This window comes from Pseudomonas sp. CIP-10 (genome assembly GCF_020911845.1).
Lineage (GTDB): Bacteria > Pseudomonadota > Gammaproteobacteria > Pseudomonadales > Pseudomonadaceae > Aquipseudomonas > Aquipseudomonas alloputida.
In genome coordinates this window covers 5,010,877-5,036,815 of record NZ_CP087160.1, presented here as the reverse complement: position 1 = coordinate 5,036,815, position 25,939 = coordinate 5,010,877, and the positions used below count along the sequence as shown (strand labels likewise).

The 25,939-nt window shown below is 62.2% G+C and carries 21 protein-coding genes; 6 read left to right on the top strand and 15 right to left on the bottom strand.

Annotation, left to right across the window (positions count from 1 at the left end; all coding sequences use genetic code 11):
- Positions 1-25 precede the first annotated feature (25 nt).
- The 13 genes from LMH93_RS22720 to yaaA form a co-directional block, all read right to left on the bottom strand.
- A complete protein-coding gene (locus LMH93_RS22720) occupies positions 26-1,480 on the bottom strand; it encodes a mannose-1-phosphate guanylyltransferase/mannose-6-phosphate isomerase (RefSeq protein ID WP_003251742.1) in 1,455 nt (484 codons plus the stop codon).
- Between the two features lie 35 nt (positions 1,481-1,515).
- Complete coding sequence (locus tag LMH93_RS22715) at positions 1,516-2,163, bottom strand: alginate O-acetyltransferase AlgF (RefSeq protein ID WP_003251744.1); 648 nt, start codon at positions 2,161-2,163, stop codon at positions 1,516-1,518.
- A gap of 20 nt (positions 2,164-2,183) precedes the next feature.
- Entirely contained in the window at positions 2,184-3,341 is a 1,158-nt protein-coding gene (locus tag LMH93_RS22710) for an alginate O-acetyltransferase (protein ID WP_185279982.1), read from the bottom strand.
- Between the two features lie 11 nt (positions 3,342-3,352).
- Positions 3,353-4,810, bottom strand: a complete 1,458-nt coding sequence (locus LMH93_RS22705) for an MBOAT family O-acyltransferase (protein ID WP_014592311.1) — start codon at positions 4,808-4,810, stop codon at positions 3,353-3,355.
- A 182-nt stretch (positions 4,811-4,992) separates the two neighbouring features.
- The gene (locus tag LMH93_RS22700; protein ID WP_004577144.1) at positions 4,993-6,096 is read right to left on the bottom strand and encodes a mannuronate-specific alginate lyase; all 1,104 of its coding nucleotides are present in this window, start codon (positions 6,094-6,096) and stop codon (positions 4,993-4,995) included.
- An 8-nt stretch (positions 6,097-6,104) separates the two neighbouring features.
- Positions 6,105-7,544 (bottom strand): alginate O-acetyltransferase, encoded by a 1,440-nt coding sequence (locus tag LMH93_RS22695; protein WP_003251752.1) that lies wholly within the window; start codon positions 7,542-7,544, stop codon positions 6,105-6,107.
- A 13-nt stretch (positions 7,545-7,557) separates the two neighbouring features.
- The gene (algG, locus tag LMH93_RS22690; protein WP_230064604.1) at positions 7,558-9,117 is read right to left on the bottom strand and encodes a mannuronan 5-epimerase AlgG; all 1,560 of its coding nucleotides are present in this window, start codon (positions 9,115-9,117) and stop codon (positions 7,558-7,560) included.
- A gap of 22 nt (positions 9,118-9,139) precedes the next feature.
- Positions 9,140-10,618, bottom strand: coding sequence for an alginate export family protein (locus LMH93_RS22685; RefSeq protein ID WP_003251756.1), 1,479 nt, complete (start codon positions 10,616-10,618; stop codon positions 9,140-9,142).
- On the bottom strand, positions 10,615-12,048 hold the full coding sequence (gene algK / locus LMH93_RS22680; RefSeq protein ID WP_230064602.1) for an alginate biosynthesis TPR repeat lipoprotein AlgK: 1,434 nt from the start codon (positions 12,046-12,048) through the stop codon (positions 10,615-10,617). The genes LMH93_RS22685 and algK overlap by 4 nt, the downstream gene beginning before the upstream one ends.
- A 10-nt stretch (positions 12,049-12,058) precedes the next feature.
- Entirely contained in the window at positions 12,059-13,225 is a 1,167-nt protein-coding gene (locus tag LMH93_RS22675; RefSeq protein ID WP_003251760.1) for a PilZ domain-containing protein, read from the bottom strand.
- Positions 13,226-13,262: 37 nt separating this feature from the next.
- Positions 13,263-14,744: a glycosyltransferase family 2 protein gene (locus LMH93_RS22670; RefSeq protein WP_003251762.1), complete on the bottom strand. Its 1,482-nt coding sequence runs from the start codon at positions 14,742-14,744 to the stop codon at positions 13,263-13,265.
- A gap of 86 nt (positions 14,745-14,830) precedes the next feature.
- Positions 14,831-16,147 (bottom strand): nucleotide sugar dehydrogenase, encoded by a 1,317-nt coding sequence (locus LMH93_RS22665; RefSeq protein ID WP_010952417.1) that lies wholly within the window; start codon positions 16,145-16,147, stop codon positions 14,831-14,833.
- An 842-nt stretch (positions 16,148-16,989) separates the two neighbouring features.
- Positions 16,990-17,769, bottom strand: a complete 780-nt coding sequence (gene yaaA, locus LMH93_RS22660; RefSeq protein WP_230064599.1) for a peroxide stress protein YaaA — start codon at positions 17,767-17,769, stop codon at positions 16,990-16,992.
- Between the two features lie 137 nt (positions 17,770-17,906).
- Here yaaA and LMH93_RS22655 point away from each other — a divergent pair, with 137 nt between their 5' ends.
- The 5 genes from LMH93_RS22655 (at position 17,907) to moaE (ending at position 22,070) form a co-directional block, all read left to right on the top strand.
- Positions 17,907-19,034 carry a polysaccharide deacetylase family protein gene (locus LMH93_RS22655; RefSeq protein ID WP_230064598.1) on the top strand — a complete coding sequence of 376 codons (1,128 nt, stop codon included), beginning with the start codon at positions 17,907-17,909 and terminating at the stop codon, positions 19,032-19,034.
- A 281-nt stretch (positions 19,035-19,315) separates the two neighbouring features.
- Entirely contained in the window at positions 19,316-20,710 is a 1,395-nt protein-coding gene (locus LMH93_RS22650) for a PhoH family protein (protein WP_003251772.1), read from the top strand.
- Positions 20,711-20,905: 195 nt separating this feature from the next.
- Positions 20,906-21,376: a cyclic pyranopterin monophosphate synthase MoaC gene (gene moaC, locus LMH93_RS22645; protein WP_003251775.1), complete on the top strand. Its 471-nt coding sequence runs from the start codon at positions 20,906-20,908 to the stop codon at positions 21,374-21,376.
- Positions 21,376-21,621 carry a molybdopterin converting factor subunit 1 gene (gene moaD, locus LMH93_RS22640; protein ID WP_054889249.1) on the top strand — a complete coding sequence of 82 codons (246 nt, stop codon included), beginning with the start codon at positions 21,376-21,378 and terminating at the stop codon, positions 21,619-21,621. The genes moaC and moaD overlap by 1 nt, the downstream gene beginning before the upstream one ends.
- A 2-nt stretch (positions 21,622-21,623) precedes the next feature.
- A complete protein-coding gene (gene moaE / locus LMH93_RS22635) occupies positions 21,624-22,070 on the top strand; it encodes a molybdopterin synthase catalytic subunit MoaE (protein ID WP_003251778.1) in 447 nt (148 codons plus the stop codon).
- 262 nt (positions 22,071-22,332) lie between these two features.
- Here the strand turns inward: moaE and rhlB are convergent, their stop codons facing one another.
- Positions 22,333-23,775: an ATP-dependent RNA helicase RhlB gene (rhlB, locus tag LMH93_RS22630; protein ID WP_004575111.1), complete on the bottom strand. Its 1,443-nt coding sequence runs from the start codon at positions 23,773-23,775 to the stop codon at positions 22,333-22,335.
- A 100-nt stretch (positions 23,776-23,875) separates the two neighbouring features.
- Entirely contained in the window at positions 23,876-24,532 is a 657-nt protein-coding gene (locus LMH93_RS22625; RefSeq protein ID WP_014754396.1) for an alpha/beta hydrolase, read from the bottom strand.
- 332 nt (positions 24,533-24,864) lie between these two features.
- Between LMH93_RS22625 and LMH93_RS22620 the strand changes: the two genes are divergently transcribed.
- Positions 24,865-25,893, top strand: a complete 1,029-nt coding sequence (locus LMH93_RS22620) for an amino acid ABC transporter substrate-binding protein (protein ID WP_014859324.1) — start codon at positions 24,865-24,867, stop codon at positions 25,891-25,893.
- Positions 25,894-25,939 lie beyond the last annotated feature (46 nt).

Here is a 25,939-nt window from a genome sequence, read left to right as displayed (position 1 = left end):
GGTCAGCCCAGGGGCGAGCCAGCATTTACTGCGCGATGGTCTTCACCGAAACGCCGCGCTCGATGGGTGTGGACGTGCGCCCATACACATCCTCGAAGCGCTCGATGTCATCCTCGCCCAGGTAGCTGCCGGACTGCACTTCGATGATCTCCAGCGGGATCTTGCCCGGGTTGCGCAAACGGTGCACCGAAGCGATGGGGATATAGGTCGACTGGTTTTCGGTCAGCAGGAACACGTTCTCGTCGCAGGTCACCTCGGCGGTACCGGATACCACGATCCAGTGCTCGGCGCGGTGATGGTGCATCTGCAGCGACAGGCTGGCGCCCGGCTTGACGGTGATGTGCTTGACCTGGAAGCGGCCGCCCATGTCCACCGAGTCGTACGAGCCCCACGGGCGATACACTTCCAGGTGGTTCTGGGTTTCCGTGCGGCCCTGTTCGTCGAGGGTCTTGACCATCTGCTTGACGCCCTGGACCTTGTCCTTGTGGGCAATCATCATGGCATCCTTGGTCTCGACCACCACGATGTTCTCCAGGCCGATCACCGACACCAGTTTGCCGTTGCCGTGGATCATGCAGTTGCGGCTGTCTTGAACCACCACGTCGCCCTTGGTGACGTTGCCGTTGTCGTCTTTCTCGTGCACTTCCCACAGCGACGACCAGCAGCCTACATCGCTCCAGCCGGCCGACATCGGCACCACGCAGGCACGCTGGGTTTTCTCCATCACCGCATAGTCAATGGAGTTGTCCGGGCAGCAGGCGAAGGTGGCTTCGTCGATGCTCAGCACATCGCCGTCTTCCTGGCTGCGCTCCAGGGCCAGTACGCAGGTATCGTAGATGTCGCCGTCGTGCTTTTTCAGCTCTTCGAGGAAGCGGCTGGCGCGGAACAGGAACATACCGCTGTTCCAGAAGTAACCACCGGCCTGGACGAACTCGGCCGCGCGTTTTTCGTCGGGCTTCTCGACGAACTGCGCAACCCGCGCCACGCCTTCGGGCAGCAGCGCATCCTGGCTGGAACGGATGTAGCCGTAGCCGGTTTCCGGCTTGGTCGCCGGCACGCCGAACAGCACCATCTCGCCACGCTCGGCGGCCACGGTGGCCAAGGCCAAGGCACGTTGCAGGGCTTTCTGGTCATCGATCACATGATCGGCAGGCAGCACCAGCATCAGCTCGTCGCGGCCTTCGTTGACCAGCTTCATGGCAGCCATGGCCACGGCCGGCGCGGTGTTGCGGCCGAACGGTTCCATGAGGATGCCTTGGGTTTCCAGCTTCAGTGCGGCCAGTTGCTCCTGGACGATGAACTTGTGGTCCTTGTTACAGACCACGATCGGGGTGTCCATGCCCTCGAATACAAGGCGCTCGATGGTTTGCTGGAACAGCGTGTGCTCACCGGTCAGGGCCAGGAACTGTTTGGGGAACTGCTTGCGCGACAGAGGCCACAGACGGGAACCGCTACCACCAGAAAGAATTACCGGGATCATCATGTTTCTCCAATAGTCGTTGAGAGGCAGGGGAATCAGTTGCTAGCCACGGGGCGAGTTACCCACACCGGCGACAAGGCGTTGCCGGAACCCGTTACGTACAGCACTGCGGCTTCGCCGCGCTCCAGGGCGACGGGTTTCACGTCACCCACTTTCTTGTCTCCTTGGTACAGCGCCAGGTTGACCTTGACCGGGTTGATTTCGCGTTCGCCACGGCCGTTGGCGGCCACCGGCTTGACCACTTCGGTCTTGCCGTCGGCGGTTTTCAGGGTCAGTTGCTGGTCGCTCAGGTTCTGCACGCGCACCAGGGCTTTCTGCTTGTTCTTGAACGGTGGTTCTTCGATCAGCTTCGGGCTGCCGCTGTTGCTGTTGACCAGGGTGTAGTACTTGTCCGAGGCCAGCTTGACCGGCACGCTCTTGCCGCCGACCTGGGCGGTGTAGTCGCCGCCTGGCAGGAAGCTGAAATCGCTGCTGGCCTGTGCGCCAACCTGTTTGATCTGGGTGTTGCCGACCGACGCGGCGGCGGGTGCGCTGGTCGCGTTGTACAGGCGTACGAAGGTCGAGCCTTTCGGCGCACTTGGGCCATACAGTGCGGCGTCGGCACCGGCGAAGGCCTGCATCGAAGCAAGGGAAAGGCCGGCCGCGAGGGTGAGGGCTTTGGCAATGGAAGTCTTGGTAGTCATGTGCGTTTCCTCTCTATCAGTCAGTGGTCTGTCCGGGTGGACGACAAGGCCAGGTTTTCTTCGGATTTACGGGCGTTTTTCAGCTGCGCGATCCACTGCGGATCGAAGCTGCTGAGGTCGTTTTTCATTGGCAGATAACGTTCTGGGAATTCCCACACCACCACTTGTGGTGCGGCGTTTTTAAAGGCATCGCTTTGCAGGTACTTGAGCATCGGCAGTAGCGGGCCATGGCCGTCTTCGGCGTAGTTGGCGACGTCACTGCGCAGGGCCTGCTGCAGCGCGCCGAGGAAGTTCCAGTGCGGGTTGGCGCTGTAGCTGGTGCCTACCAGTGCAACCGGGATCTGCTTGTCGGCGAACAACGCGTCGCCGGCGTCACCCTCGGCATCGACCGGCCGGGTGGTGCGTTTCTGCAGGTTGTCCGGGGCCGGCAGCAGGTTGCTGAACAAGGGGTCCAGTGGCAGGAAGTTGGTCAGGTCGCCCTTGTAGGGGGCGGTGTTGCCCGCTTCGGTGATGAAGGCTTGTGGGTCGCCATTGAGCAGGCTCTGGCGGCTGACCGCTTCGGCCAGCGCCTGCGCCGCCACTTCGGCACCCATGGGCGTCCAGTGGGTATCGGTACGCAGGAATACCTGGCCGCGGGCCTTGGCCTGCTCCATCGGTGCCATCAGGTCCGGTGCGAACACGTTGGCCTGGCGTGCCTGGGCATGGAACTGGTTGTACAGGTCGTCATGCAGGCTGGCAGGCCGCTCTTTGCCCAGGTACTCGGCGTAGACCCGCGCCTTGGCCGGCACGATCGCCAGCACCAGCTGGCTACCGTGTTGCTGCAGGGTGTCGCGTACGCCACGGATCAGTGCCAGGTTTTCCTGCATCAATTGCTCGGCACCGGCAGTGGGCTTGAACTCTTCGTCGCTGAACAACCACTGGTCGCGGCCCAGTACCACACCTGGGCGGCCTTCGTTGAACAGTTTGAAGTCCATGGCCGCCCACAGGTTGGTGCCCAGGCGCTTGATCGGGAACTCGGCGTCGTAGTGGGTCTCGGCGGCCTTGGCCAGTTTGCCGTTGAGCAGGGTCATCTGCTCGGTGCGCTGGAAACTCTGCAGGCCACCGGTGGACCAGGCGCCCATGCCGACCAGCAGGCCGAGGAACGACAGGGAATAGGTGATGCGTAATGTCCGGGTCATGGTCATCAACCTCAGAACTGGAAGTAAAGGAACGGCGAGTAGCTTTGCGCCGAAAGCTTGAGGATCGAGGCGACGAACAGCAGCAGGATCAGTGCGCGGGTCATCACCCGGGTCCAGTCCAGGCCGATCGAGCCGTCAGCGTTGACCTGCACCGGGGTCGCCTTGGGCGTCGGCCTGGCATTGCGGTAGAAGTCGCGCAAGCCGAAGAACGCCAGGGTGAGGTAGGCGATAACCAGGGTGGCCACCTGCAGACCGGTGAGCTGGGCGCGGTTGAGCTCCGACAGCTGCCAGTCGCCGAAGCTGAACATGGCGCCGTACATACGGGCGGCCACCTGCAGGTTTTCGGCGCGGAAGATCACCCAGCCGACTACCACCAGCAGGAAGGTGAAGGCCCACTTCACCGGGTTGAAGCGCTGCGGGTTGGTGTCGAGGCCCAGCGCGCGCTCGATGGCCAGCCACATGCCGTGCCAGGCGCCCCAGATGATGTAGGTGAAGTTTGCACCGTGCCACAGGCCGCCCAGCAGCATGGTCAGGAACAGGTTGCGGTAGGTATTGAAGGTGCCTTTACGGTTACCGCCCAAGGTGATGTACAGGTAGTCGCGCAGCCAGGTCGACAGGCTGATATGCCAGCGCCGCCAGAACTCGGTGATCGACTGGCTGATATAGGGCTGCTTGAAGTTTTCCATGAAGCGGAAGCCCATCATCAGGCCCAGGCCGATGGCCATGTCGCTGTAGCCGCTGAAGTCGAAGTACAGCTGTGCGGTGTAGGCCAGGGCGCCGAGCCAGGCATCGCCCGTGGTGGGGTTTTGCAGGGCGAAGCAGTGGTCGGCGACCACGGCCAGGGTGTCGGCGATGAACACTTTCTTGATGAAGCCCTGCATGAAGCGGGTGCAGCCTTCGGAGAACTTGTCCAGGGTGTGGGTACGGTTGTTGAACTGGTCGACCAGGTCCTTGAAGCGCAGCACGGGGCCTGCGATCAGGTGCGGGAAAATCGCCACGAACGCTGCGAAGTCGATCAGGTTGCGGGTAGCCGGGGTGTCACCGCGGTATACGTCGATGATGTAGCTGATTGACTCGAAGATGTAGAACGAGATACCGATCGGCAGCAGCACGTGGGTCAGAATGAATGGCTCCAGGCCAAACGACGTCATGATCGCGTTCAGGCTGTCGACGCCGAAGTTGGCGTACTTGAAGTAGCCGAGGATCGCCAGGTCGACACCCACGCCGAGCAGGAGCCAGCGCTGCGCCGGCTTGGTGCGCACACCGGCGGCACCGACTTTCAGGCCGATCCAGTAGTTCCACAGGGTGACGCCGGCGAACAGTGCCAGGAAGTCCACCCGCCACCAGGCGTAGAAGATGTAGCTGGCGACCAGCAGCAGCAGGTTGCGATAACGTTGCCCGCTCAAGTAGTACAGGCCGAGGAAGATCGGCAAGAACAGGAACAGGAACACGTTGGACGAGAAGACCATCCCGGTTCTCCTAATTTGTTCACAGCATCCAGGGCAAAGCGCCCCCCAAACCCCCCACGAAATGGTGGGAGATACCTAGTCCCCCGTAGGAGCGGGTTTACCCGCGAATGAGGCCGGCACAAGGCACCGCAGATGGCAGGCCCGGCCTCTTCGCGGGTAAACCCGCGCCTACAGGGATGGTGTTACTTTTTACGCTCTGCACTCGGGTCATAGACCCGGGTCACATCGCCCCCCAGCCGGAAGCTGTTGAACGGCTGCATGTCGTGCTTGCGCTCAAGCGTGTCGCCGACGCAGTGGTACAGCGCACACCAGGGCTCGAGCCAGGAGTACTTGCTGTCGACCTTGAGGTCGGTCATGTCCTGTTTCTTGCCCGCGCGCGCCTTGAAGTGGCTGGGATCGCGGGCGCCGGCCAGCACGCCTTCACCCAGGCGCTGCAAGGCGAAGTTGTTCTCGGCGCGCAGGTCGACGCCATTGGCCTGGGCGAAGCTGGCAATCATCGCCAGCGGCGGCAAGGCGTAGTTGTGATAGGCCAGCGCGCGCTGCTTGCGCTTGATCTCGTTGGGCAGGAAGCCTTGGTCATCCACCTGGTTGGCGCCCACCTTGTATTCCTTCACGGCCCAGTCGAACAGGTCGCGACGGTCGGTGGCGACGGCGGTAGCCATGACCGACCAGGCCGCCCAGTAGCTGTGGTTGTTGATCTTCTCCAGCGGCAGGTCGCTCCAGTCACGCACAGTCTGCTCGGCCAGGCGGTTGAGCCATTTTTCGATCAGGTCGGCCTCGGCCTGGTGTGCCGCCAGCGGCTGCGAGTTGGAGAATTTCAGCCGCAACCATGAACCGCTCATGCTGCCCAGCGCCCATTTGCGCATCGACTTGCCGGTATGGTTGTAGTCGGTGGACAGCAATGCACCGGCGCGTGCCCAGGTACCCAGCCACGTCAGGGTGCAGTCGAGTTGCGCCGGGCGGCCGTCGCGCATGTACTGGCCGACCATCTTGCTCACGCCTTTCTCCAGCGTGGTGATGTCTTCGGTCGACGTGCGGAAGGCTTTTTCCGAGGCTGCGTTGAGCGTTGCCCGTGCCTTGTCCGAGCCTTCGTACTTGCTGCGAAACTGCAGCGGGCCGGTGTATGGCTTGGGCGCCGCTTCGCAGCGGAAGTTACCCTCACCGGTCTTGAGCTTTTCGATCCCCTGGTAGTAACCCTGCGGCGGTACCAGCGCGGCGTGCGCGGCACCGCCAAACAAGGCCAACGCGAGCAGGGCGGGGCTGGAAATTCGCTTGAAAATGGTCATGGGTCGCCTCACTGGCCAGCCTGCGCGGTCTGCGCAGGCACGGCGAAGTTGTTGCGTTTGCAGAGCTTGGCTTCGACCTTCTGGGTGCCGCTTTCCGGCCCTTGTACCTCGAACGCCAGCAGGCTCTGGCTGGCCCAGTCCTCGTCTTCGCGCATCTGGAAGACGAAGCGGCCGTCGGTGTCGGAGGTTTCCGGTTTTTCCAGCTTGATGTCCTCATGGCGGCCGTTGAGGTACCAGAGGGTGGCCTGCAACACCTTCACCGAGGGGTCTTCGAACTTGACGTCCATCTGCAGGTTGCGGTTGATCAGGTCTTTGATCACGCCGCCCTTGCCGTTGACCATCAGCTCGTTCTTGCCAGGCTTGAGGGTGGCGCTGGCGCTCATCAGGGCTGGGCGGTCATCGCAGCCGTCATCGAGCAGGCCAAGGATTTGCCGCCAGATGGTTTCCTGGTCCAGGCGGTACAGCGGGGAGAATTCCCAGATCAGGATCTTCGGCGGGTTCTTCTGGAATTCCTCGCTGCCCAGGTACTGGATCATCGACCCTTCCAGGCCGCCGCCTGGGAAGGCGACGTTGAGCACGTCGGCGCCGATGTATTGCTCGAGGAAGCCCGAGAAGTTGTAGTTTTTGCCGCTGTGGCTGGTACCGACCAGGGTGATCTGCGCATTGCCGCTGTCACCGAACAGGTCGTCGCCACCGCTCGAGCCTTTCGGCTCGGTGGCGAACTGGTCCATGTACTGGACGGCGTAGCTGGTGCCGCACAGTTGGCCGGCAACGTTGTGCAGGGTGCCGGTCTTGCCCATGCGCCCGGATTTCTTCGTCTCGAATGCCTTGCGCGGGATGCCTTCGAAGGCCGGCATCTTGTGCACGGTGTCGGCCACGATCTTCGCCGCGCGCTCGGCACCGTACGGCGTCCAGTGCTGGTCGCCACGGAAGTAGAAGTCCTTGCCCTGGTCAGCGGCGGCCAGTTGCTCGTTGGTCAGCGGTGACAGGTCGGGCACGTTGTAGCCCATGCTGGCGAAGCGCTTGAGCATGGCCTGGTAGTTGCCCAGGGCCTTCTGGTAGTCGAACGCGGCTTTTTCGGCCGGGTTGAGCATGTTGCGGTTCACCAGGCCGCGGGTCGGCTGGTACACCACCACCAGTTCCACGCCACGTTTCTTGAACGCGTCGTGCACTTGCTGCAGGCGTTTGTAGCCGGCCGGGGTGGTGTTGAACTCGGTGCGCAGGTCTTCACGGGTGCGGAACAGCCAGTCGCCCTGGGCCTGCACCAGCGTGGTGAAGTTTTGCTGATAGCGGGTGGTGTAGCGGCTGGCATCGTGCGCTTCAGGGCACAACTGGCAGCAGGGCTCGGCGTTGAAGGTCGGGGCCTTGACGTCTTCGGCGCGCACGCCCTGGCTGATTGCCAGAAGGGCGGCGGACAGGCCCAGCAGTTTCATCAGGTGTGGAGTCATGGTCTGGGCTTCCTTAATCGATCATTTCGGTCTGGCGTTCGACCGGGTCGATCAGCACAGCCTTCTGCTGGCGTACCAGCAGGTCGAGGATTTCGTCCTGGCGCTCGCCCAGCACGCCATTGAGGCTGATGCCGCTGGCCTTGCGCGGGGCGAGCATGGACACCTTGTACAGCTCGACCGACAGCGGCGAGTCGATCGACAGCGGGCCGGAGCCGTTGGCCGACAGCTCGCCACCCACCACGATCAGCGACACCTTGGTGTCGAACGGGTCGAGGGCGATGTCGCGGTCGGTGTCGGACAGGTCCTTGATGTGGCCGTATACGCCGACCAGGCCGTTGGCCATGGCGACGTTTTCGTACAGGCGGATGTTCACGCTGTTACGCACGCGGATGCCGTGGCGGCGGTTGTTGACCAGCTTGTTGCCCCAGATCAGGTTGTCGCCGCTTTCGTACAGGGTGATGCCGTCGGTGTGGTTGCGGTAGATCTCGTTGTAGGCCACCAGGTTGTTGACGCTGTTACGGTCGATCACCACGCCCGAGAGCTTGTTGTCGTAGCTCTTGTTGTTGATGATCCAGCTGTCGTTGACCTCACGCGAAACGATGATGCCGTGCTTCTTCTTGGTGCCGTACACCGTGTTGCCGGCGATGATCAGGCGATGCGAACGGTCGTGCGGGTCGATGCCGTAGACGATGTTGTCGCGGTAGGTGCTGTCCTTGATCACGAAGTCCTGGGTTTCGTAGCAGTAGAAGCCGTACCACATGTCGCTGAACTCCGAACCGATGATCCAGCCGGTGGGCTCCGGGCGGCCCATGCGCTTGGCCATGTTCGGCGTGTACTGCGAGATGCTCACGCCATACGACTTGGACTTGGCGTAGCCGAAGCTGGCCATCTTCGTATTGACGATATAGGTCTCGGTACCGCCCCACGACAGCAGAAACGGGCGGAATTCCTTGGGCGAGCGGAAGGTCGCCGGGCCGTTGTCCTTTTCCCGCCAGCCGGTCACCTGGGTATCGGTTACGAACAGCTTGCCGTCATTGACCAGAAATGCGCCGCCCTCCTGGGACAGGCGCAGCTGTTTGACCTTGCCGTCGATCTCGAGGATGCCCTTTTGCCCGACCACGATCGGCAGGCGTGCCAGGTAAACCCCAGGCTCGACTTCGCTGAAGTACTGTTTGGGTACCTTCTTGCTCAACTCGGTCAGGTCGACATGGCCGTCTTCGACGAAGATCGCCTGTGGGATGCCGTGCTGGCGCTGCACCCACTCGGCGGCCTTGTTGTCGCCGCCGACGAACTCCTTGAGGGTGTCCTCCTGGAACATACGGCGCAGGCTGACCTTGCCCTTGTGGCGGCGGTCGATTTTCTTCTGCACCGCCTCGGCCGTGAAACCGGTCAGGTCGGGCAGCTTTGGCGGGTCCATCTGCAGCGGCTCGATCGGTGCGCTGGCCACCGTATAGGTCTTGGCCTGCTGCAGCTCCTTGGCGATCACCTGGGGCTCTGCGGCAGTGGCCAGGCCGCTTGCCAGCAGCAAGGCACTGGCCAACAGGCTGTGACGTAAGTGCGGGTGAAGGTTCATCACGGTCAGTCCCCTACCAGCCTCAGAAGCGCCAGATGACGTCGACGAAGGCGCGGTGCATGTACGAGTCCGCTTCCTTGCCGTAGGCGTCGCCCGGCTTGAATACACCGGCACGCAGGCGCACCAGGGCTGACGGCTCGTCGATGGCCTGGCTCATCGAAGCCGGCAGCAGGCCTTGCTTGAAGTACTTGGTCACGACCACGTCCATTTCCTGGCCGAGGTCTTTTTCGCCATCGACCAGCGGGCGATTCACGCCGTTGTCGTTGACCACCGCGTTGATGCCACTGGAACCGATGTTCTGGTTGCCATCGACCCGCCAGAATTTGTGGTAGATCAGACTCGCGTCATAGTCGTCACGCAGCTGCCACGAAGCGAACAGGGTGGCGGCCTGCAGGTTGCCCAGCTCGCCGCGGAACGCTTCGCCGAAGCGGTGCACACGCGAGCGGGTGCCGGTGAAGTTGGAGCGGTTGCTCTCCAGGCCGGTCTGCTCGAAGTTGTTCGAGCCGTCATCGCCGCCGCCGCCGCTACCGCGGGCGTACGCAGCGCCGACCTGCCATTGCGGGTCCAGACGCAGGCGGATACCGAGGTCGGTTGCCCAGGCGTTGACGTCACCGCTCTGCTTGCCGGTGGCGACTTGGTCGTCACCCACCTGCTGGGTGCTCAGCTTGTCACGGTCACCGGTCAGCCAGGTGACGCTGCCCCAGTAATTCACGGTGTGGTCGTTGCGCCAGTTGTAGGCGTCGCTGTTGGCCTCCAGGCCCAGCCAGGTAAGGTCGCCAGTGCGGGTCTTGTCCAGCGCGTCGACCGTTTCGCCGGGGTTCTTCAGGCTGCCGCTGTCATGTGTGTGGTGAGCGCGCAGGCCAACCCAGTGGCCAGGGGTCCACTGCGTGGCGACGTTGCCGTAGATGTGGGTGCGATCCTTGTCTTCCGGCGCCAGTTCGGTGAGATCGGTGCGGTATTCGCTGAAGCGCTGGGCGACGCCCAGGTCGGCCTTGAGCAAGGTGGTATCGAAGGTCCAGTTCAGCGCTTCGATGTTGGTATCGCGCCACATGCCATCGTCGCTGCGCAGGCGCTGGCGACCGAAGCGCAGTTGCTCGCCTGGGTAGGCGGTAAGGCCGCTGTAGCCGACCCAGAACTCGCGCATGGCCAGGTAGCTTTTGTCTGGTTGACGGCTGTCGTCGCCGGTGTCGGTGCTGGTGCCGTCGTCGTTCTGGCGCAAGGTGTCGGTTTCGATGGTGTCGGTCGCAGCGACCGCCTGGCCCATGGCGTAGGCACTCCAGTTACCGCGCTCGCCGTACACCCACGGGCGCAGATCCAGGCCCAGGCCGTTGACGTCGCCGCCAGAGCGGGTGCCCAGGTCACGGTCGTCTTCCGACTGGCCGGTGATTTTCACGTCCAGGCCGAAGTTTTTTTCAGCGGTCATTTCTGCCAGGGTCGGGCAGGACCACAGCAGGGCGAAGCTCAGGCCGATGCCGGCTTTCACGAAGGGATTGAGCGTCATAGCGAGTCCTCACCGTCTACTTCTTTTTCGTCGTCTTGCAGGGCTTCGAGGGCCAGGGTGCTATTCGCGCCCTGCGCCAGGCTGCCGCGTGCACGCTTTTCCTGGTCCAGCAGTTGCTGGGCCTGGTTGCGCTGGTCAGGTGTCAGTTGCTGGTCGAGCTGCTGCAGCAGTTCGGCTGATTGCGGCGTCGGGTTGGCCTGCGACAGCTGGGCGAACACCCAGGCGTTGCCCGGTTGCGGGCGGATGCCGTGGCCCTCGCTGAACAGCTGAGCCAAGGCATAGTCGGCGCTGTTCTGCCCGCCACGGGCGGCGGCCAGCAGGTGGTCGACGGCTTTCTGCGGCTCGACATTGCCCAGGTAGCCGCGGCGGTAAAGCTGGCCCAGGTAGTAATGGGCGCTGATCTCACCGGCTTCGGCAGCGGCTTGCAGGTGCTGCTCGGCTTTTTGAGCGTCGGCTGGCAGGGTTTTGCCTTCGTAGTACAGACGGCCCAGCAGCAGTTCGGCGCGTGGCTGTTCAGCTTCGCGGCCTTTGTCGATGTAGGCCATCAACTGGTCGGTGTCGCCCAGTTCGGGGAAGTCGTATACCAGCTGTGCCAGGCTGACCCAGGACGCCGGGTTGGCCGGGGCTACTTGCTCGAGCAGGTCCTTGGCGGTTTTTTCGTCGGTCTGGCCAAGGCTACGGTCGGCCAGCACGCGGGCCACGCTGTCAACACGGGTGGCCGGCACTGCGCCACGGGCGTACGCGGCCTTCAGCTGGCCGAGCAGGGCGGCTTGCTGGTCGGCCTGGCCGCGTTTCTGGTACACGGTGGCCAGTTCGACGTAGCAGGTGTCGGTGCTGTTGAGCGCCGCCTTGCAGATCTTTTCCACTTCGCCCAGGTGCTGGTCATAGGTGCCCTGGGTGCGGTACAGCAGCACCTGGGCCAGGCCCGCTTCCGGGTTGCCGGCGGCGCGCCACTGGTCAATCTGCTGCTGCGCGTTGACCTTGGGGAAGCTCTGCGGGTAGCTGAGGTAGAGCATCGCCAGTGGGATCAAGGTGTTGCTTTCGCCTTGACTGGCCGCTTGCTTGAGCAGGGTCTCTGCTTCTTCGCGCTCGGCCTGGGTGCTGTCCGGCTTGGCCACCAGCAGGCGGCCAAGGCGCGCCTGGGCGCGTGGCGACGTGGCGGCTGCAGCGCGATAGGTGGCTTCGGCTTCCTTGATTTGCGAGGGGTCGCGGGTGGCCACCTTGATGTCCGCAAGGCCGACTTGCGCTTCGCTGTAGCCCAAGTCGGCCAGCGCCTTGTAGTTGCGCTCGGCCAATGCCGTGTCACCGCGCTTCATGGCCTCGTTGGCCAGGCGCTGGTCGGGCAGGCCGGCACAGCCGGCCAGGGTGATGGCGGCGGCCAGTGCACACAATCCCAGGTTCACGCGGACCTTGTAGGTATCAGAGATCATTGTCCGTCCCTCACAGGCCACGGGCCACGGCTTTGTCGATCAGCCAGTTCAGCGAGGGGCCACGGTCGCTGTTGACCGAGGCCGGGCGGCCGGCCAGTTCGGCGGGCAGGCCGCTGTCTGGCTTGATCTGCACGCGGATGTCGGAGGACAGGTCTTCGCTGTTGAGGCTGGCGCTGCTGACGATCTGGCCGGTGCGCACTTCGTCTTCGCCGGCCACCTGGAAGTTGACCCGGGTACCCGGCTTGACCTCGTCGAACTGGCGGTAGCTGAAGCGCGCCTCGACCATCGGGTTGGTGGTGCGTGGGATCAACTGGAAGATCGGCTGGCCCTTGGCGGCGTACTGGCCGTCGTCCACCAACTGGCGCGCGACCACGCAATCGCAGGGGCTGGTGAGGGTGCCGGACAGTTGCTTGCCAAACAGCTCCTCGATCTTCGCCGGCTCCAGCTGTGCGTCTTCAAGGTTGCCCTTGAGCATGTCCAGCATGCTGGTGGTGAAGCTGGCCAGTGGCGCGCCCTTGGCGATCTGCCCACCGCTTTCGACCAGGCTGCTCACGGTACCGTCGCGCGGCATGGTGACGTTGGTGGTCGGCACTGCGACCACACCGGCTTCGGCGTGGCTGACGAAATACATGCCATACAACGATTTGGCGACGAAGCCAAAGGCCGCAACGCCGACCACGAACACGCCCAGTGTGACGGTGACTGCCTTGAAGCGGCCGAAGGCGCTCAGGCCCGACCCACCGTCCTTCTGCTTGCGCGCCTTGGTGAAGTTGTCACGTTGCAGGGTGCTGAGTACGTCGCCGATGCTGATCAGCTCACCCGACAGGTGGCTGGTGATGATGTGCCGCAACGTGGCGATGTCGCGAGGTTCAAGGTTCTGGAACTGCGCACCGATACGGCCATTGTCCGGGTTGTACGAGCGCACCTGGAACTCGATGTCCATCGACAGGCCCAGGTTGTCGACCACGAACTGCAGGCGCCCGCGCAGCACATCGCCCACCGACTGCGGTTGCTTGGCGTGGAAGCTCAGGCCGCCGGCAGAAAGGTCTTCGACCTTGACCTCGTGGACCTGGCGCTGGGCGTCCAGGAACCGCAGCTTGGCGGGAATGCGTACCCGGGCGTGTTGGCGCTGGGCTTCGGACTCATGCACGACATTGACGTTCACGGCGGTATTCATGGTGGTTTGTTCCTGTTAGATCCGATCCGGGTTGGGCTCACACGACCATGAACAGCACAGCAACGAAGATGCTGGCAGCCGAGAAGGTCATGGTCCGCGAGGACCAGGTGTTGAACCATTGTTGAAAGCTGGCGAGGTCACGCTTGAGGGCAGTGGGCTGACGCGTCCACGACTGCTTGTCGAGGCGGAAGAACACGTAGATCTTCATCAGCGCGCCGATGATCTGGTTGTAATAGAGAATCAGCGGGTAGGCTGGGCCTACGTTGTGGCCTGAGCACAGCAGCATGATGGTGAGGATCAGGCGCGTAATGCCGATCCACAGCAGGTACACCAGCAAGAAGGCCATGCCGAACTTGAGGCTGGCGATCACCGCCACGGTCAGGCCCAGCAGGCTGGTCCACATCGACACGCGCTGGTCGAACAACACGATGCTGGTGAACAGCCCCAGGCGACGCAGGCCAAGGCCCAGTGCCCGTGAGTTTTGCCGCAGGTTGTTGCCGTACCAGCGGTACATCAGCTTGCGGCTGGCCTTGAGGAAGCTTTTTTCCGGCGGATGCTCGACCGTGTTGATGGCGGCGTCCGGCACGTAGAAGGTGTCGTAGCCCAGCCGCATCAGGCTGAACCAGCTGGACTTGTCGTCCCCGGTAAGGAACTTGAAGCGGCCCAGGCGCCAGTGCATCAGCGAGTCGCTTTCGACGTCGGCGATGAACTCGGGGTTGGTCACCACACTGGCGCGGAACATCGACATGCGCCCGGTCATGGTAAGCACGCGCTTGGACAGGGCCATCGAGCACATGTTGATGTGGCGCTGGGCGAAGCGCAGCTTGTGCCACTCGCTCATGATGTAGCCGCCACGCACTTCGCAGAATTCATTGGTGGTCAGGCCGCCCACATTGGGGAACAGCTTGAACCACGGCACGGTCTTGCGTACCACGCCGTCGGCCAGCACGGTGTCACCGTCGATTACCGCCACCACGGCGTTCTCGTCCGGCAGCATGCGCGAGATGGCGCGGAAGCCGTAGGCCAGGCCATCGCGCTTGCCGGTACCGGCAATACGCACGATGTCCAGCTTCACGTGGGCCGGCGGGTTGTACTTGGCCCACAGGCTCTTGACCAGCAGTTCATCGGACATTTCCACCAGCGAGCAGACCACGGTGGTGGGGAAGCCGCAGTTGATCGCCTCGCGGATCACCGAGCTGTACACCTGGGCGGTGGTCAGCGCTTCGATACGGAAGCTTGTGACCATCAGGTAGACATGCGACGGGTCGGTGGCATTACCCATTTTCTGCACCTTGCGGCGCAGGTACGGGTACACGCCGTAGAGGAAGATCATGCCGCGGATGAAATGGGTGGCGCCCATGGAGTAGCGCCAGATGCCGACTGCGCCGACCAGGAAGATGAAGTGCTTCGACTGCGAGTCGAAGATATCAGCTGGCAGGGCCAGGGCGATCAGCATGAGCAGGCTCATGTAGAGCAGCCACCCGGCGCACTGCAACAGCACTGTCTGGAGCCTTTGCATGTTCAGCATCCGTCGAGAATTCGGGAAAGGGTGGGCAGCGAGGAGGCGGCTCTTGTCGAGTGCCTCGTCGCTGCCCGGCCGGGCACTTACCAGCAGATGCCTTCGGTACGGGCGGTGGTGCTGGTCGGTTTGTTCATGAAGCCGACCAGGTCGATCACCTGCTTGCCGGCTGGCGCTTGCAGGGCCAGCGCACGGAACTGCTCGTCACGGTTGCCGAGGACGATGATGTCGGCGTTGTCGATCACCTGCTGCAAGTTGGCGTTGAGCAGCGACGACACGTGCGGGATCTTCGACTCGATGTAATCCTTGTTGGCGCCGTGAACACGGGCGTACTGGACGTTCTCGTCGTAGATGTCCAGCTGGTAGCCCTTGCCGATCAGGCGCTCGGCCAGTTCCACCAGCGGGCTTTCGCGCAGGTCGTCGGTGCCGGCCTTGAAGCTCAGCCCCAGCAGGGCGACCTTGCGCTTGTCGTGGGCTTCGATCAGCTCGAAGGCGTTCTGCACCTGCGATTCGTTGCTGCGCATCAGCGAGTCGAGCAGCGGTGCACGGACATCAAGGCTGGCGGCGCGGTAGGTGAGGGCGCGTACGTCCTTGGGCAGGCAAGAGCCGCCGAAGGCAAAGCCAGGGCGCATGTAGTACTGGGACAGGTTGAGGACCTTGTCCTGGCAGACCACGTCCATCACTTCGCGGCCATCGACGCCCACGGCCTTGGCGATGTTGCCGATTTCGTTGGCGAAGGTGACCTTGGTGGCGTGCCATACGTTGCAGGTGTACTTGATCATCTCGGCCACTTCGATCGGCTTGCGGATGATCGGGGCGTCGAGCTCTTCGTACAGGGCCTGGAGGATGTCACCGCTGGCGCTGTCCAGTTCGCCGATCACTGTCATCGGTGGCTGGTCGTAGTCCTTGATGGCGGTGCTTTCCCGCAGGAATTCCGGGTTGACCGCCACACCGAAGTCGACGCCGGCCTTCTTGCCCGAGCAGTCTTCGAGGATCGGGATGACCACGTTCTTGACGGTGCCAGGCAGTACGGTGCTGCGCACCACGATGGTGTGACGGCGCGTGGTGTCACGCAGCACGTAGCCGATTTCGCGGCACACGGACTCGATGTACTCCAGGCCCAGGTCGCCGTTTTTCTTGCTGGGGGTGCCCACGCAGATCATCGACACATCGCTGGCACGGATGGCTTCGGCGAAGTCGGTAGTGCCGCGCAGGCGGCCATTGGCGATGCCCTGTTGCAGCAGTGCTTCCAGGCCAGGTTCGACGATGGGCGACTTGCCCTGGTTGATCAGGTCGATCTTGGTGCTGGACACGTCCACACCGATCACTTCATGGCCACGCGCCGTCAGGCAGCCTGCACAGACTGCACCCACATAACCCAAACCAAAGATGCTGATACGCATCGCTATCACCTCATGTGTTTATCACGCCGACGCCTCCGCAGAGAGCCGGGCTGGGTTGATTAACAACAGTTTTCGGGCGCACGGATCCATGGCGAATGCACACTTCGCCGAGCGCAGGCAAAATAAATCCGGAACGCAAAAAGTTATGCGCTCAAAGTTGGCACTCAATAGCCATTCATTAAAAAACGTGCCCTGAAATGCAGCCGTCTTTATTGCAATGCGCTACTTGGCGCGTTGCTGTGCTTGTTTTTTCAAGTGAATAAATCCTTTGAAATCAACCACTAGGACGATTTGTAAGGGACGCGTCTCTCCTGCATGGACAAGGTCTTCGGGGGGTTCCGTGATACCTGTCGAATTTCTTATGGCGGGCAGTGGATACCCGCCGCTGTCATCTGTAAGTCATCTCTCACAGCCCGTAGGCAGGATAATCGTTACGGCACTATGAGCGATTGCCTTTGGTAGAAGTTCCTGAGCCGGTTTCGCTCGAATGAAAGATTTCTAAATATTTATTCAATTGTGGACAGTTTCAAATTGATAGCACGCAGGTGTTTCACCCCCGTGTATGAAGGACGTAACTGTTGCGAGATATTTTTATGCCAGCATCTGAAAATTTTTTTCAGAATTCGTCAAAAAAGGTATGAACGGTCTTATGTCGTTTGGCGATAAAGGTGGGCGTGCTGGATTTTTGGCGTCGGATTAATGGCGTTATGGCGGTTTGCAGCGTGCCCTGTTGCAGGGCGGAGAGGGGGTGTGGGCTGCTGGCCCCTTCGCGGGTGAACCCGCTCCTACGGGTAGCGCATTACCTGTAAGAGCGGGTTTGGCCGTGAAGGGGCGTTACAGGGTCACTCCGAGGGGTGATCGCGCAGGAACACCAAATGGTCCGGCTTGGACTGCTCGGCACTGTAGTAGTACCCCTGAGCATCAAACTGCTTGAGCTGTTCCGGGGTGCTGATGCGCTGCTGGATGACGAAGCGGCTCATCATGCCGCGGGCTTTCTTGGCGTAGAAGCTGATGATCTTGTACTGGCCGTTTTTCTGGTCCTTGAAGTCGACGTTGATCACCCGGGCCTTCAGTGCACTGCGTTTCACTGCACTGAAATACTCGTTACTGGCCAGGTTCAACAGCACGTCATCGCCTTGGTCGGCCAGGGCCTGGTTCAGCCATTCGCTGATGCGCATGCCCCAGAAGGCGTACAGGTCCTTGCCGCGGGCGTTGGCCAGCTTGGTGCCCATCTCCAGGCGGTAGGGCTGCATCAGATCGAGCGGACGCAGCAGGCCATATAGGCCCGAGAGCATGCGCAGGTGGTCCTGAGCGTAGCTGAAGTCGTCGTCACTCAGGCTCTCGGCATCGAGGCCGGTGTACACGTCACCCTTGAACGCCAGCAACGCCTGCTTGGCATTGGCCGGGGTGAAGTCTGGGGTCCAGCTGCCAAAGCGCGCCGCATTCAGGCCGGCGAGCTTGTCGGACAGGTGCATCAGCTCGCTGATCTGCGCCGGCGACAGTTCGCGCAGTTGCTGGATCAGGGCCTGGGATTCATCCAGGTACTGGGGCAGGGTGAAACGCTCGGTCACTGGCGGGGTGTCGTAGTCGAGGGTCTTGGCGGGGGAAATCACCGTCAGCATCGGGTCGGCTCCTGGCATCGTTGGCCGAGGATTCTACGGGGTGGGCGGTACAAGTCCAAACTATGGCGACGATAGTCACAGCCCATGGTCGGTGCAGGCGCTATAGTTCGCGTTTTGCCGTTGCGGAGCCTTCCACTGTGCGCATTGCTTCTGCCTTGCTGGCCGGCCTGCTGAGCCTGGCCGTGCAAGCCGCCCCTTCACCTCAGGTCAGCCTGGACCGCAGCCTGTGGCCCGAACAGCTGGACAGCCCAGCGCTGTTCGATGTGGCTTCTCGGGCAGAAATCCTATCGTTCGCCCAAGTGCTGCACGAAAGCGAGTTGCTGGATGACGCAAGCCTGGCGGCCCGGCTGGGGCTGCGGCAGATCAACCTGCAGAAGGTGCGCCAGGTTCGGGCGCGCATGTGGCAGCGGTTGTGGGAGGGTTATCAACAGGCGCAGCGCAGTTGTGAGCAGGATGCATCATTCTGCTACCCGGTTACGTCCATGGCGGAGTTGCGTACACAAGCGGCGACGTTCGCTGCCGATGTCGGTGCGTTCTATACCGGCTGGATCGAACCGAGCCACCAGTTCCATATCCGCTACCTGGACGAGCAACTGCGCAAGGCGGCGTTGCTGCCGCAGACCAGCAGCGAAATCGAGCGGTTGTCTTCGCGTGAGCGCAAGGGTGACGAACTGAACGACCGCATGTTCCTGCTGACCTTTGTCGGCGGGCCTGGGCCCGAGGGGGGCAGTACGGATCTACTCACCGATTACCTGCGCCGGCAAAAGCTCGAAGGCACGTTCTTCACGCTCGGTAACCGCTTGCAGCAACGCCGTGATGGCGCGGCGGCTAATGCCTTGCGCCAGCTCTATGGCGGGCAGTGCGTGGGTATCCAGGGGTGGGAATACCGCTCCCATGCGCAGTGGACCGACTGGCAGGATTCGCTGCGGCGCAGCCAGGCGCGGGTGCAGGCTGATCTGCCCGAGCAGTATGTGCCGCTGTTCCGCCCTCCTTATGGCCAGCGCCGGGCTGACGGCGAAGCGTTCATGGCCCGCCAGCAGTTGCGGGTATCGTTGTGGGACATCGATGCCCAGGATGACGGTGCATTGAGCGCAGAGGCCTCCGCACAGCGCGTATTGACCCTGATGCTGTTGTGGCGCAAGGGCGTGATCCAGTTTCATGACAGCCTTCCCAAGGCGCAGCCGGCGGTGGAATGGTTGCTGCGCAATACCGCGCAAAGCGGCATCGGCTGGGAGGATTGCCGGGAATATGGATACCGCGAATAGAGGGTATGACTTTTGAGCGTAGTCCCCTCTGACGCTGGCGCCAAGGCCTCTTCGTCAATCGGAAAAATAAACTTCAAAAATGCGTAAAAATGCTTTTTTCGGTCATGGTTTTTGCGGTATGAAGAAACCAGACAGCCGATTCCTGCAGCACAGGTGGCGTCATCCAGGCCCACCTAGCCAGGTTCGCTTCCCGCCCGTAACAACGCGGATACGGGAACAGCGGCAGTCACTCTGCGGCGTAACAGACCACGCCGTGTGGCTTCGACATAAGGTGACCGAGTATGGATGACCAAGGACGCAACCCTTCCTCCAGCAAGCCAATCCTGTATGTGCTCGATACCAACGTCCTGATTCACGACCCTAACGCGTTACTGAACTTCGAGGAGCACCATGTCGCCATCCCGATGACGGTGCTGGAGGAACTCGACAAGCTCAAGACCGGCAAACAAAGCATCGCCGCCGAATGCCGGCAAGCCATCCGCCTGATAGACCAGACCCTCGGTGACGCTTCGCCCAGCGATGTCGAGCAGGGCGTACCGATCCAGCGCAACAAGAGCGGCCCCAAGGGGTTCCTGTCCATCCTGATGACCCCGCGCAACGAGCCGAACAAGCTGCTGCCGGAAAACCTCAACGACAACATCATCATCAACCAGTTGCTCGAAGTCCGGGCCCGGCGCACCGACCTGGACGTCGTGCTGGTCACCAAAGACATCAACATGCGCCTGAAGGCGCGCGCTTGCGGTATAGCGGCTGAGGACTACAGCACCGACCAACTGGTCGATGACGTGTCCTTGCTGTCCAAGGGCTACCATTCGGTCACCGGCTCGTTCTGGGACCGCGTGAGCAAGGTCGATACCCGCCAGGAGCGCGGCCGCACCTGGCATCGGGTGCAGATGATCGACAACCTGCCAGCTGTGCACGTCAATGAGTTCATCATCGATGAGCAGGGCTTCGTCGGGTGGATCAAGGGCATTCGTGACGACGAACTGCTGCTGCTCGACCTGCACCAGGAGCCGTTGCTGCACCAGGAAGCCTGGGGCCTGAAACCACGCGACATTCACCAAAGCCTGGCGTTGTTCGCCCTGCTGGACCCGGATATCCACCTGGTGAACCTGACCGGCGCCGCCGGCTCCGGTAAAACCATCCTGGCACTGGCTGCGGCCATCGAGCAGACCATGGTCAGCAAGCGCTACCGGCGCATCATCGCCACCCGCAGCGTGCAGGGGCTGGACCAGGAGATTGGCTTCCTGCCGGGTACCGAAGCAGAGAAGATGGAGCCGTGGCTGGGCGCCATCACTGACAACCTCGAAGCTTTGCACATGGATGACGAAAGCACCCATGGCAGCGTCGAATACATCCTTGAGCGCGTGCCGCTGCAGTTCAAGTCGCTGAACTACATCCGTGGCCGCAGCTTCCAGCAGAGCCTGATCCTGATTGACGAGTGCCAGAACCTGACGCCGCACCAGATGAAAACCATCATCACCCGTGCCGGCTCCGGGTCCAAGGTGGTCTGCCTGGGCAACCTGGCGCAGATCGACACCCCCTACCTGTCCGCGACCAGCTCGGGCCTGACCTACCTGACCGAGCGCTTCAAGGACTTCCCCCACGGCGTGCACATCACCCTGCAGGGCGTGCCTCGCTCGGTGCTGGCCGAGTACGCCGAGTCTCATTTGTAAACCCTGTAGCCGGGCAGATTACTGCCCGGCCTCTTCGTGGACACGCCCGTTCACAGGATCTCCACTTGATTCGAGGCCATGGAGCTCCTGTGGGAGCGGGCGTGCCCGCGAAGAGGCCAAACCTGCCGACACATACCTCTGCTCAAACCTGACCCACAGGTTTACACTGCGAAATCCCTTCACAGGAGCAGAGCAGTGCTGACACATCTTGATTCCCAGGGGCGGGCCAACATGGTCGACGTCACTGAAAAGGCCGTGACCGAGCGCGAGGCTACCGCCGAGGCGCGGGTGCGCATGTTGCCGCAGACCTTGCAGATGATCGTCGACGGTGAACACCCCAAGGGTGACGTGTTCGCCGTGGCGCGCATTGCCGGGATACAGGCGGCGAAAAAAACCAGCGACCTGATTCCGCTGTGCCACCCGCTGATGCTCACCAGCGTCAAGGTCGAGCTCAGCGCCGAGGGGCAGGACGCCGTGCGCATCGTCGCCCGCTGCAAGCTGGCCGGGCAGACCGGTGTGGAGATGGAGGCGCTGACCGCCGCCAGCGTGGCCGCGCTGACGATCTATGACATGTGCAAGGCTGTGGATAAAGGTATGGTCATCGAGCAGGTGCGCCTGCTGGAAAAACTCGGTGGCAAGAGTGGCCATTACAAGGTGGAGGCGTGATGAAGGTCAAGGTGATGTACTTCGCCCGTTACCGCGAACTGTTGGGCGTGGATACCGAGCGGGTGGAGGGGGCGTTCAAGGTGCTCGATGATGTGCGCCAGGCCTTGGTAGCCAAGGGCGGGCAGTATGAAGTGCTGGCCGAGCAGAACCTGATGTGCGCGCGCAACGAAGAGCTGTGCAAGCTCGATGAACCGCTGGAAGAGGGGGATGAAGTGGCGTTCTTCCCACCGGTGACCGGAGGCTGAACATGGCTGTACGAGTGCAGGAAGGCGCGTTCGACCCGGGGGCTGAGACCAATGCCATGCATGCAGCCAATGTGGGCGTGGGCGCGGTGGTCGGTTTTGTCGGCTATGTGCGGGATTTCAACGATGGCCGCGAAGTGGCGGGGATGTTCCTCGAACACTATCCGGGCATGACCGAAAAGGCCCTGGCCAAGATCGTGGTCGAGGCCGAGCAGCGTTGGCCGCTCTTGAAAGTGGAGGTGCTGCACCGCATCGGTGCGCTGGAACCGGGCGAACCGATTGTGTTCGTGGGGGTGGCCAGTGCCCATCGGCAGGCGGCGTTCGATGCCTGCAACTTCATCATGGACTACCTGAAGACCCGGGCGCCGTTCTGGAAGAAGGAGAATACCCAGGAAGGGCCAAAGTGGGTGGAGGGGAAGCAGAGTGACCAGGATGCGGCGGGGCGCTGGTAATCAAGGCGCCACCGGTCGCCTGTAGGAGCGGGTTTACCCGCGAAAGGGCCGGCCCTGCTGGCCAATCTCCACCCGCCGTTCACCGTTGCCGCCACTACCGTATTCGCGGGTAAACCCGCTCCTACAGGGGGCACCCTGTGTCGCGAAAGGGCCGCGGAGCGGCCCCCGACAATCTCCGCATCAAAGCCGAAATCCCGGGGCCGCTGCGCGGCCCAATCGCGACACAAGGCCGCCGCCACAGGGCGCATGTAGCCTGCTGAAGTCAGTGATGCTTGCGCGGCACCGGCTTGAGCAGTTCATCCGGCGGCATCTCGCACTTGATCTTGCGCCCCAGCAGCGCTTCGATCGCCGGCAGCTGATACGAGTCATCTTCACCGGCAAAGCTGATCGACACACCACTGGTGCCGGCACGGCCGGTACGGCCAATGCGGTGCACGTAGTCGTCAGGGTCTTCCGGCAGGGTGAAGTTGATCACGTGGCTGATGCCATCGATATGGATCCCGCGCCCGGCCACGTCGGTGGCCACCAGCACGGTGATGCGCCCTTCGCGGAAGCTCTCCAGGGTTCGGATGCGCTTGTGCTGCGGCACGTCGCCCGACAGCTGGGCGGCATTGATACCGTCGCGTACCAGCTTTTCCTCGATGCGCCGCACTTCGTCCTTGCGGTTGGCGAACACCATCACCCGTTCCCACTTGTTCTGGGTTACCAGGTTGTACAGCAGCTTGTACTTGTCGCTGCCGGCCACCGCATACACGTGCTGCTCCACCGTTTCGCTGGCCACGTTCTCCGGCTCGATCTCGACAATGGCCGGGTTGGTGGTCCACTGCTTGGCCAGGTTCATCACATCGTCGGTGAAGGTGGCGGAGAACAGCAGGGTCTGGCGCTCGCTTTTCGGCGGTGTCTGACGAATGATTTGGCGGACCTGGGGGATGAAGCCCATGTCGAGCATGCGGTCGGCTTCGTCAAGCACCATCACCTCAACCATGTCCAGGTGCACTTCGCCACGCTGGTTGAAGTCCAGCAGGCGGCCCGGGGTGGCCACCAGGATATCGCAGTGGCGCGCTTCCAGGGCTTTGAGCTGCTTGTCGAAGTCCATGCCACCGACGAAGCTCATCACGTTCAGGCCGGTGTACTTGGTCAGGGCAGCGGCGTCCTTGGCGATCTGCACCACCAGCTCGCGGGTGGGGGCGATGATCAGCGCGCGCGGCTCGCCCATGTAGCGCTCTTTAGGCGGTGGCGTCTGCTGCAACTGGGAAATGATCGAGATCAGGAAGGCGGCCGTCTTGCCGGTGCCCGTCTGGGCCCGGCCGATAGCGTCCTGGCCACGCAGGGTGTAACCCAGGACCTGCGCCTGGATTGGCGTGCAGTACGGGAAGCCCAGGTCGTGGATGGCGTGCATCAGCTCGTTGGACAGCTTGAAGTCGTGGAAGCGGGTTTTGCCTTCCTGCGGCTCGACCACGAAGTCTTCGGGCTTCCACAGGCTGGCCTGCGGCTTGGGCTTGCGTTCGCGGCGCGGTTTTTCCTTGGCCGGTTGTTCGGCAGGTGGCGTCGCGGCGGCAGGTTGCTCAGCCTTGGGGGCGGGGTTGGCATGGGGTGCGGCCGGTTTTGCCGCGGGCCGGGCTTCCGGCGTCACGCTGGCAGCAGGAGCGGCGGCTTGTGGCGCGGCCTCTCCCTTGCCGAATATTTTTCTGAGTGCTTTGAGCACGATCGTCTCATCAACTGATTAAGGAATGTACGCCGGGCAGTGTAATGCAAGATCCGGGCGCGGCGTAGCGGAATACGCCCACAACTACAAGCGAGGCTGCCTATTGCAGCTGCTTGCTCAGCCAGTCGTGGATATCGTTCAGTTCTTCGACCACCACTTCGTGTTCCATCGGGTATTCGTACCAGCGGGCAGCGACGCCCCAGGTGTTCAGGTACTCGAAGGCGGTACGGCCCATGGACGGGATGACCACCGAGTCATGCACGCCATGCAGGCACAGGGCCGGGGTGCGTTGCTGGCAGGCACTCAACTGGTGCTGGTCATTGAAGGTGGGGGCATAGGTGGACAGGGCGATCACCCCGCCCAGTGCTTCCTGCCACTTTATATAGGCAGTGTGCAGCACCACCGCGCCGCCCTGGGAGAAGCCGGCCAGGAAGATCCGCGACAGGTTGATGCCTTTGGCCTGCTCGGCCTTGATCAGCGCAACCACCTGCTCGGCAGACGCTTCCAGCTGCGCTTCGTCGATGGCACGGGCCGGGGTCATGGCCTTGATGTCATACCAGCTGGGCATGGCATAGCCGCCGTTGATGGTCACGGGGCGGGTCGGTGCCTGGGGCATGATGAAGCGAGTGCTGAGCAAGCGCTCCTGCATGAATTCGGCCACAGGTAGGAAGTCGTAACGGTCGGCCCCCAGACCGTGCAACCAGATCACACAGGCGTCAGCGGTTTTCTGTGGTTCGAGAATCAGCGGGTTGGTCATGACTGCTCCGAAAGTGTGCGGGTCTTGTTATGGCGTGCGTGAAAAGAAAGCACCGGAAATGATTGTCGGAAAAAGAATGTCGCAACGATACAACTTTTCCTACTTGACGAGCGCTTAAACGCTACAGCCAGAAAATTTGGTACGCGGTTTGCAACTCAACCTGTGATGCAAAGGGCAGGCCGTGACGGTAACACCCTCTGCACGCGAAGGCTGTCACAGAACAGTCCATTGCGCCAATTGACCCAATAACAAGCCAATACGGGTCGGATACGCCTCAAAAGGGTGCGGTGCAATTCCGGCTCGATACAACAAGAGCGATTTGGAGGTTGTGAATGAAGATGTTGAAAACCACCCTGGCAGTCCTGACCGCTGCCGCCGCGCTGGGCGCAGTGAGCACTGCCCAGGCCGGCGCCACCTATGATGCGGTCAAGAAGAAGGGCTTCGTCCAGTGTGGCGTGAGCGACGGTCTTCCAGGCTTCTCGGTACCTGATGCGCAGGGCAAGATCGTCGGCATCGATGCCGATGTCTGCCGCGCCGTGGCCGCCGCCGTGTTCGGTGATGCCACCAAGGTCAAGTTCAGCCAGCTCAACGCCAAGGAACGCTTCACTGCCCTGCAGTCGGGCGAGGTCGACGTACTGTCGCGTAACACCACCTGGACCAGCTCGCGCGATGCCGGCATGGGCCTGGTGTTCGCGGGTGTCACCTACTATGACGGCGTCGGCTTCCTGGTCAACAAGAAGCTTGGCGTTTCCAGCGCCAAAGAGCTCGATGGCGCGACCATCTGCATCCAGGCCGGTACCACCACCGAGCTGAACGTGTCGGACTTCTTCCGTGCCAATGGCCTGAAGTACACCCCGATTACCTTCGACACCTCTGACGAGAGCGCCAAATCGCTGGAGTCTGGCCGTTGCGACGTGCTGACTTCGGACAAATCGCAGCTGTTCGCCCAGCGCTCCAAGCTGGCTGCGCCGACCGACTACGTGGTGTTGCCGGAAACCATCTCCAAGGAGCCACTGGGCCCGGTAGTGCGTAAAGGCGACGAGGAGTGGTTCAGCATCGTCAAGTGGACCCTGTTCGCCATGCTCAATGCCGAAGAAGCGGGCATCACTTCCAAGAACGTCGAGGCCGAGGCCAAGGCCACCAAGAACCCGGATGTCGCCCGACTGCTGGGTGCGGATGGCGAGTATGGCAAGGACCTCAAGCTGCCCAAAGACTGGGTAGTGCAGATCGTCAAGCAAGTGGGTAACTATGGCGAAGTGTTCGAGAAGAACCTGGGCCAGAGCACTGACTTGAAGATCGACCGTGGCATGAACGCCCTGTGGAACAACGGCGGCATCCAGTACGCGCCTCCAGTGCGCTGATGGCTGCATCCTGCGGCGGCATCCCGCCGCCGCAGGCTGTTCGAAT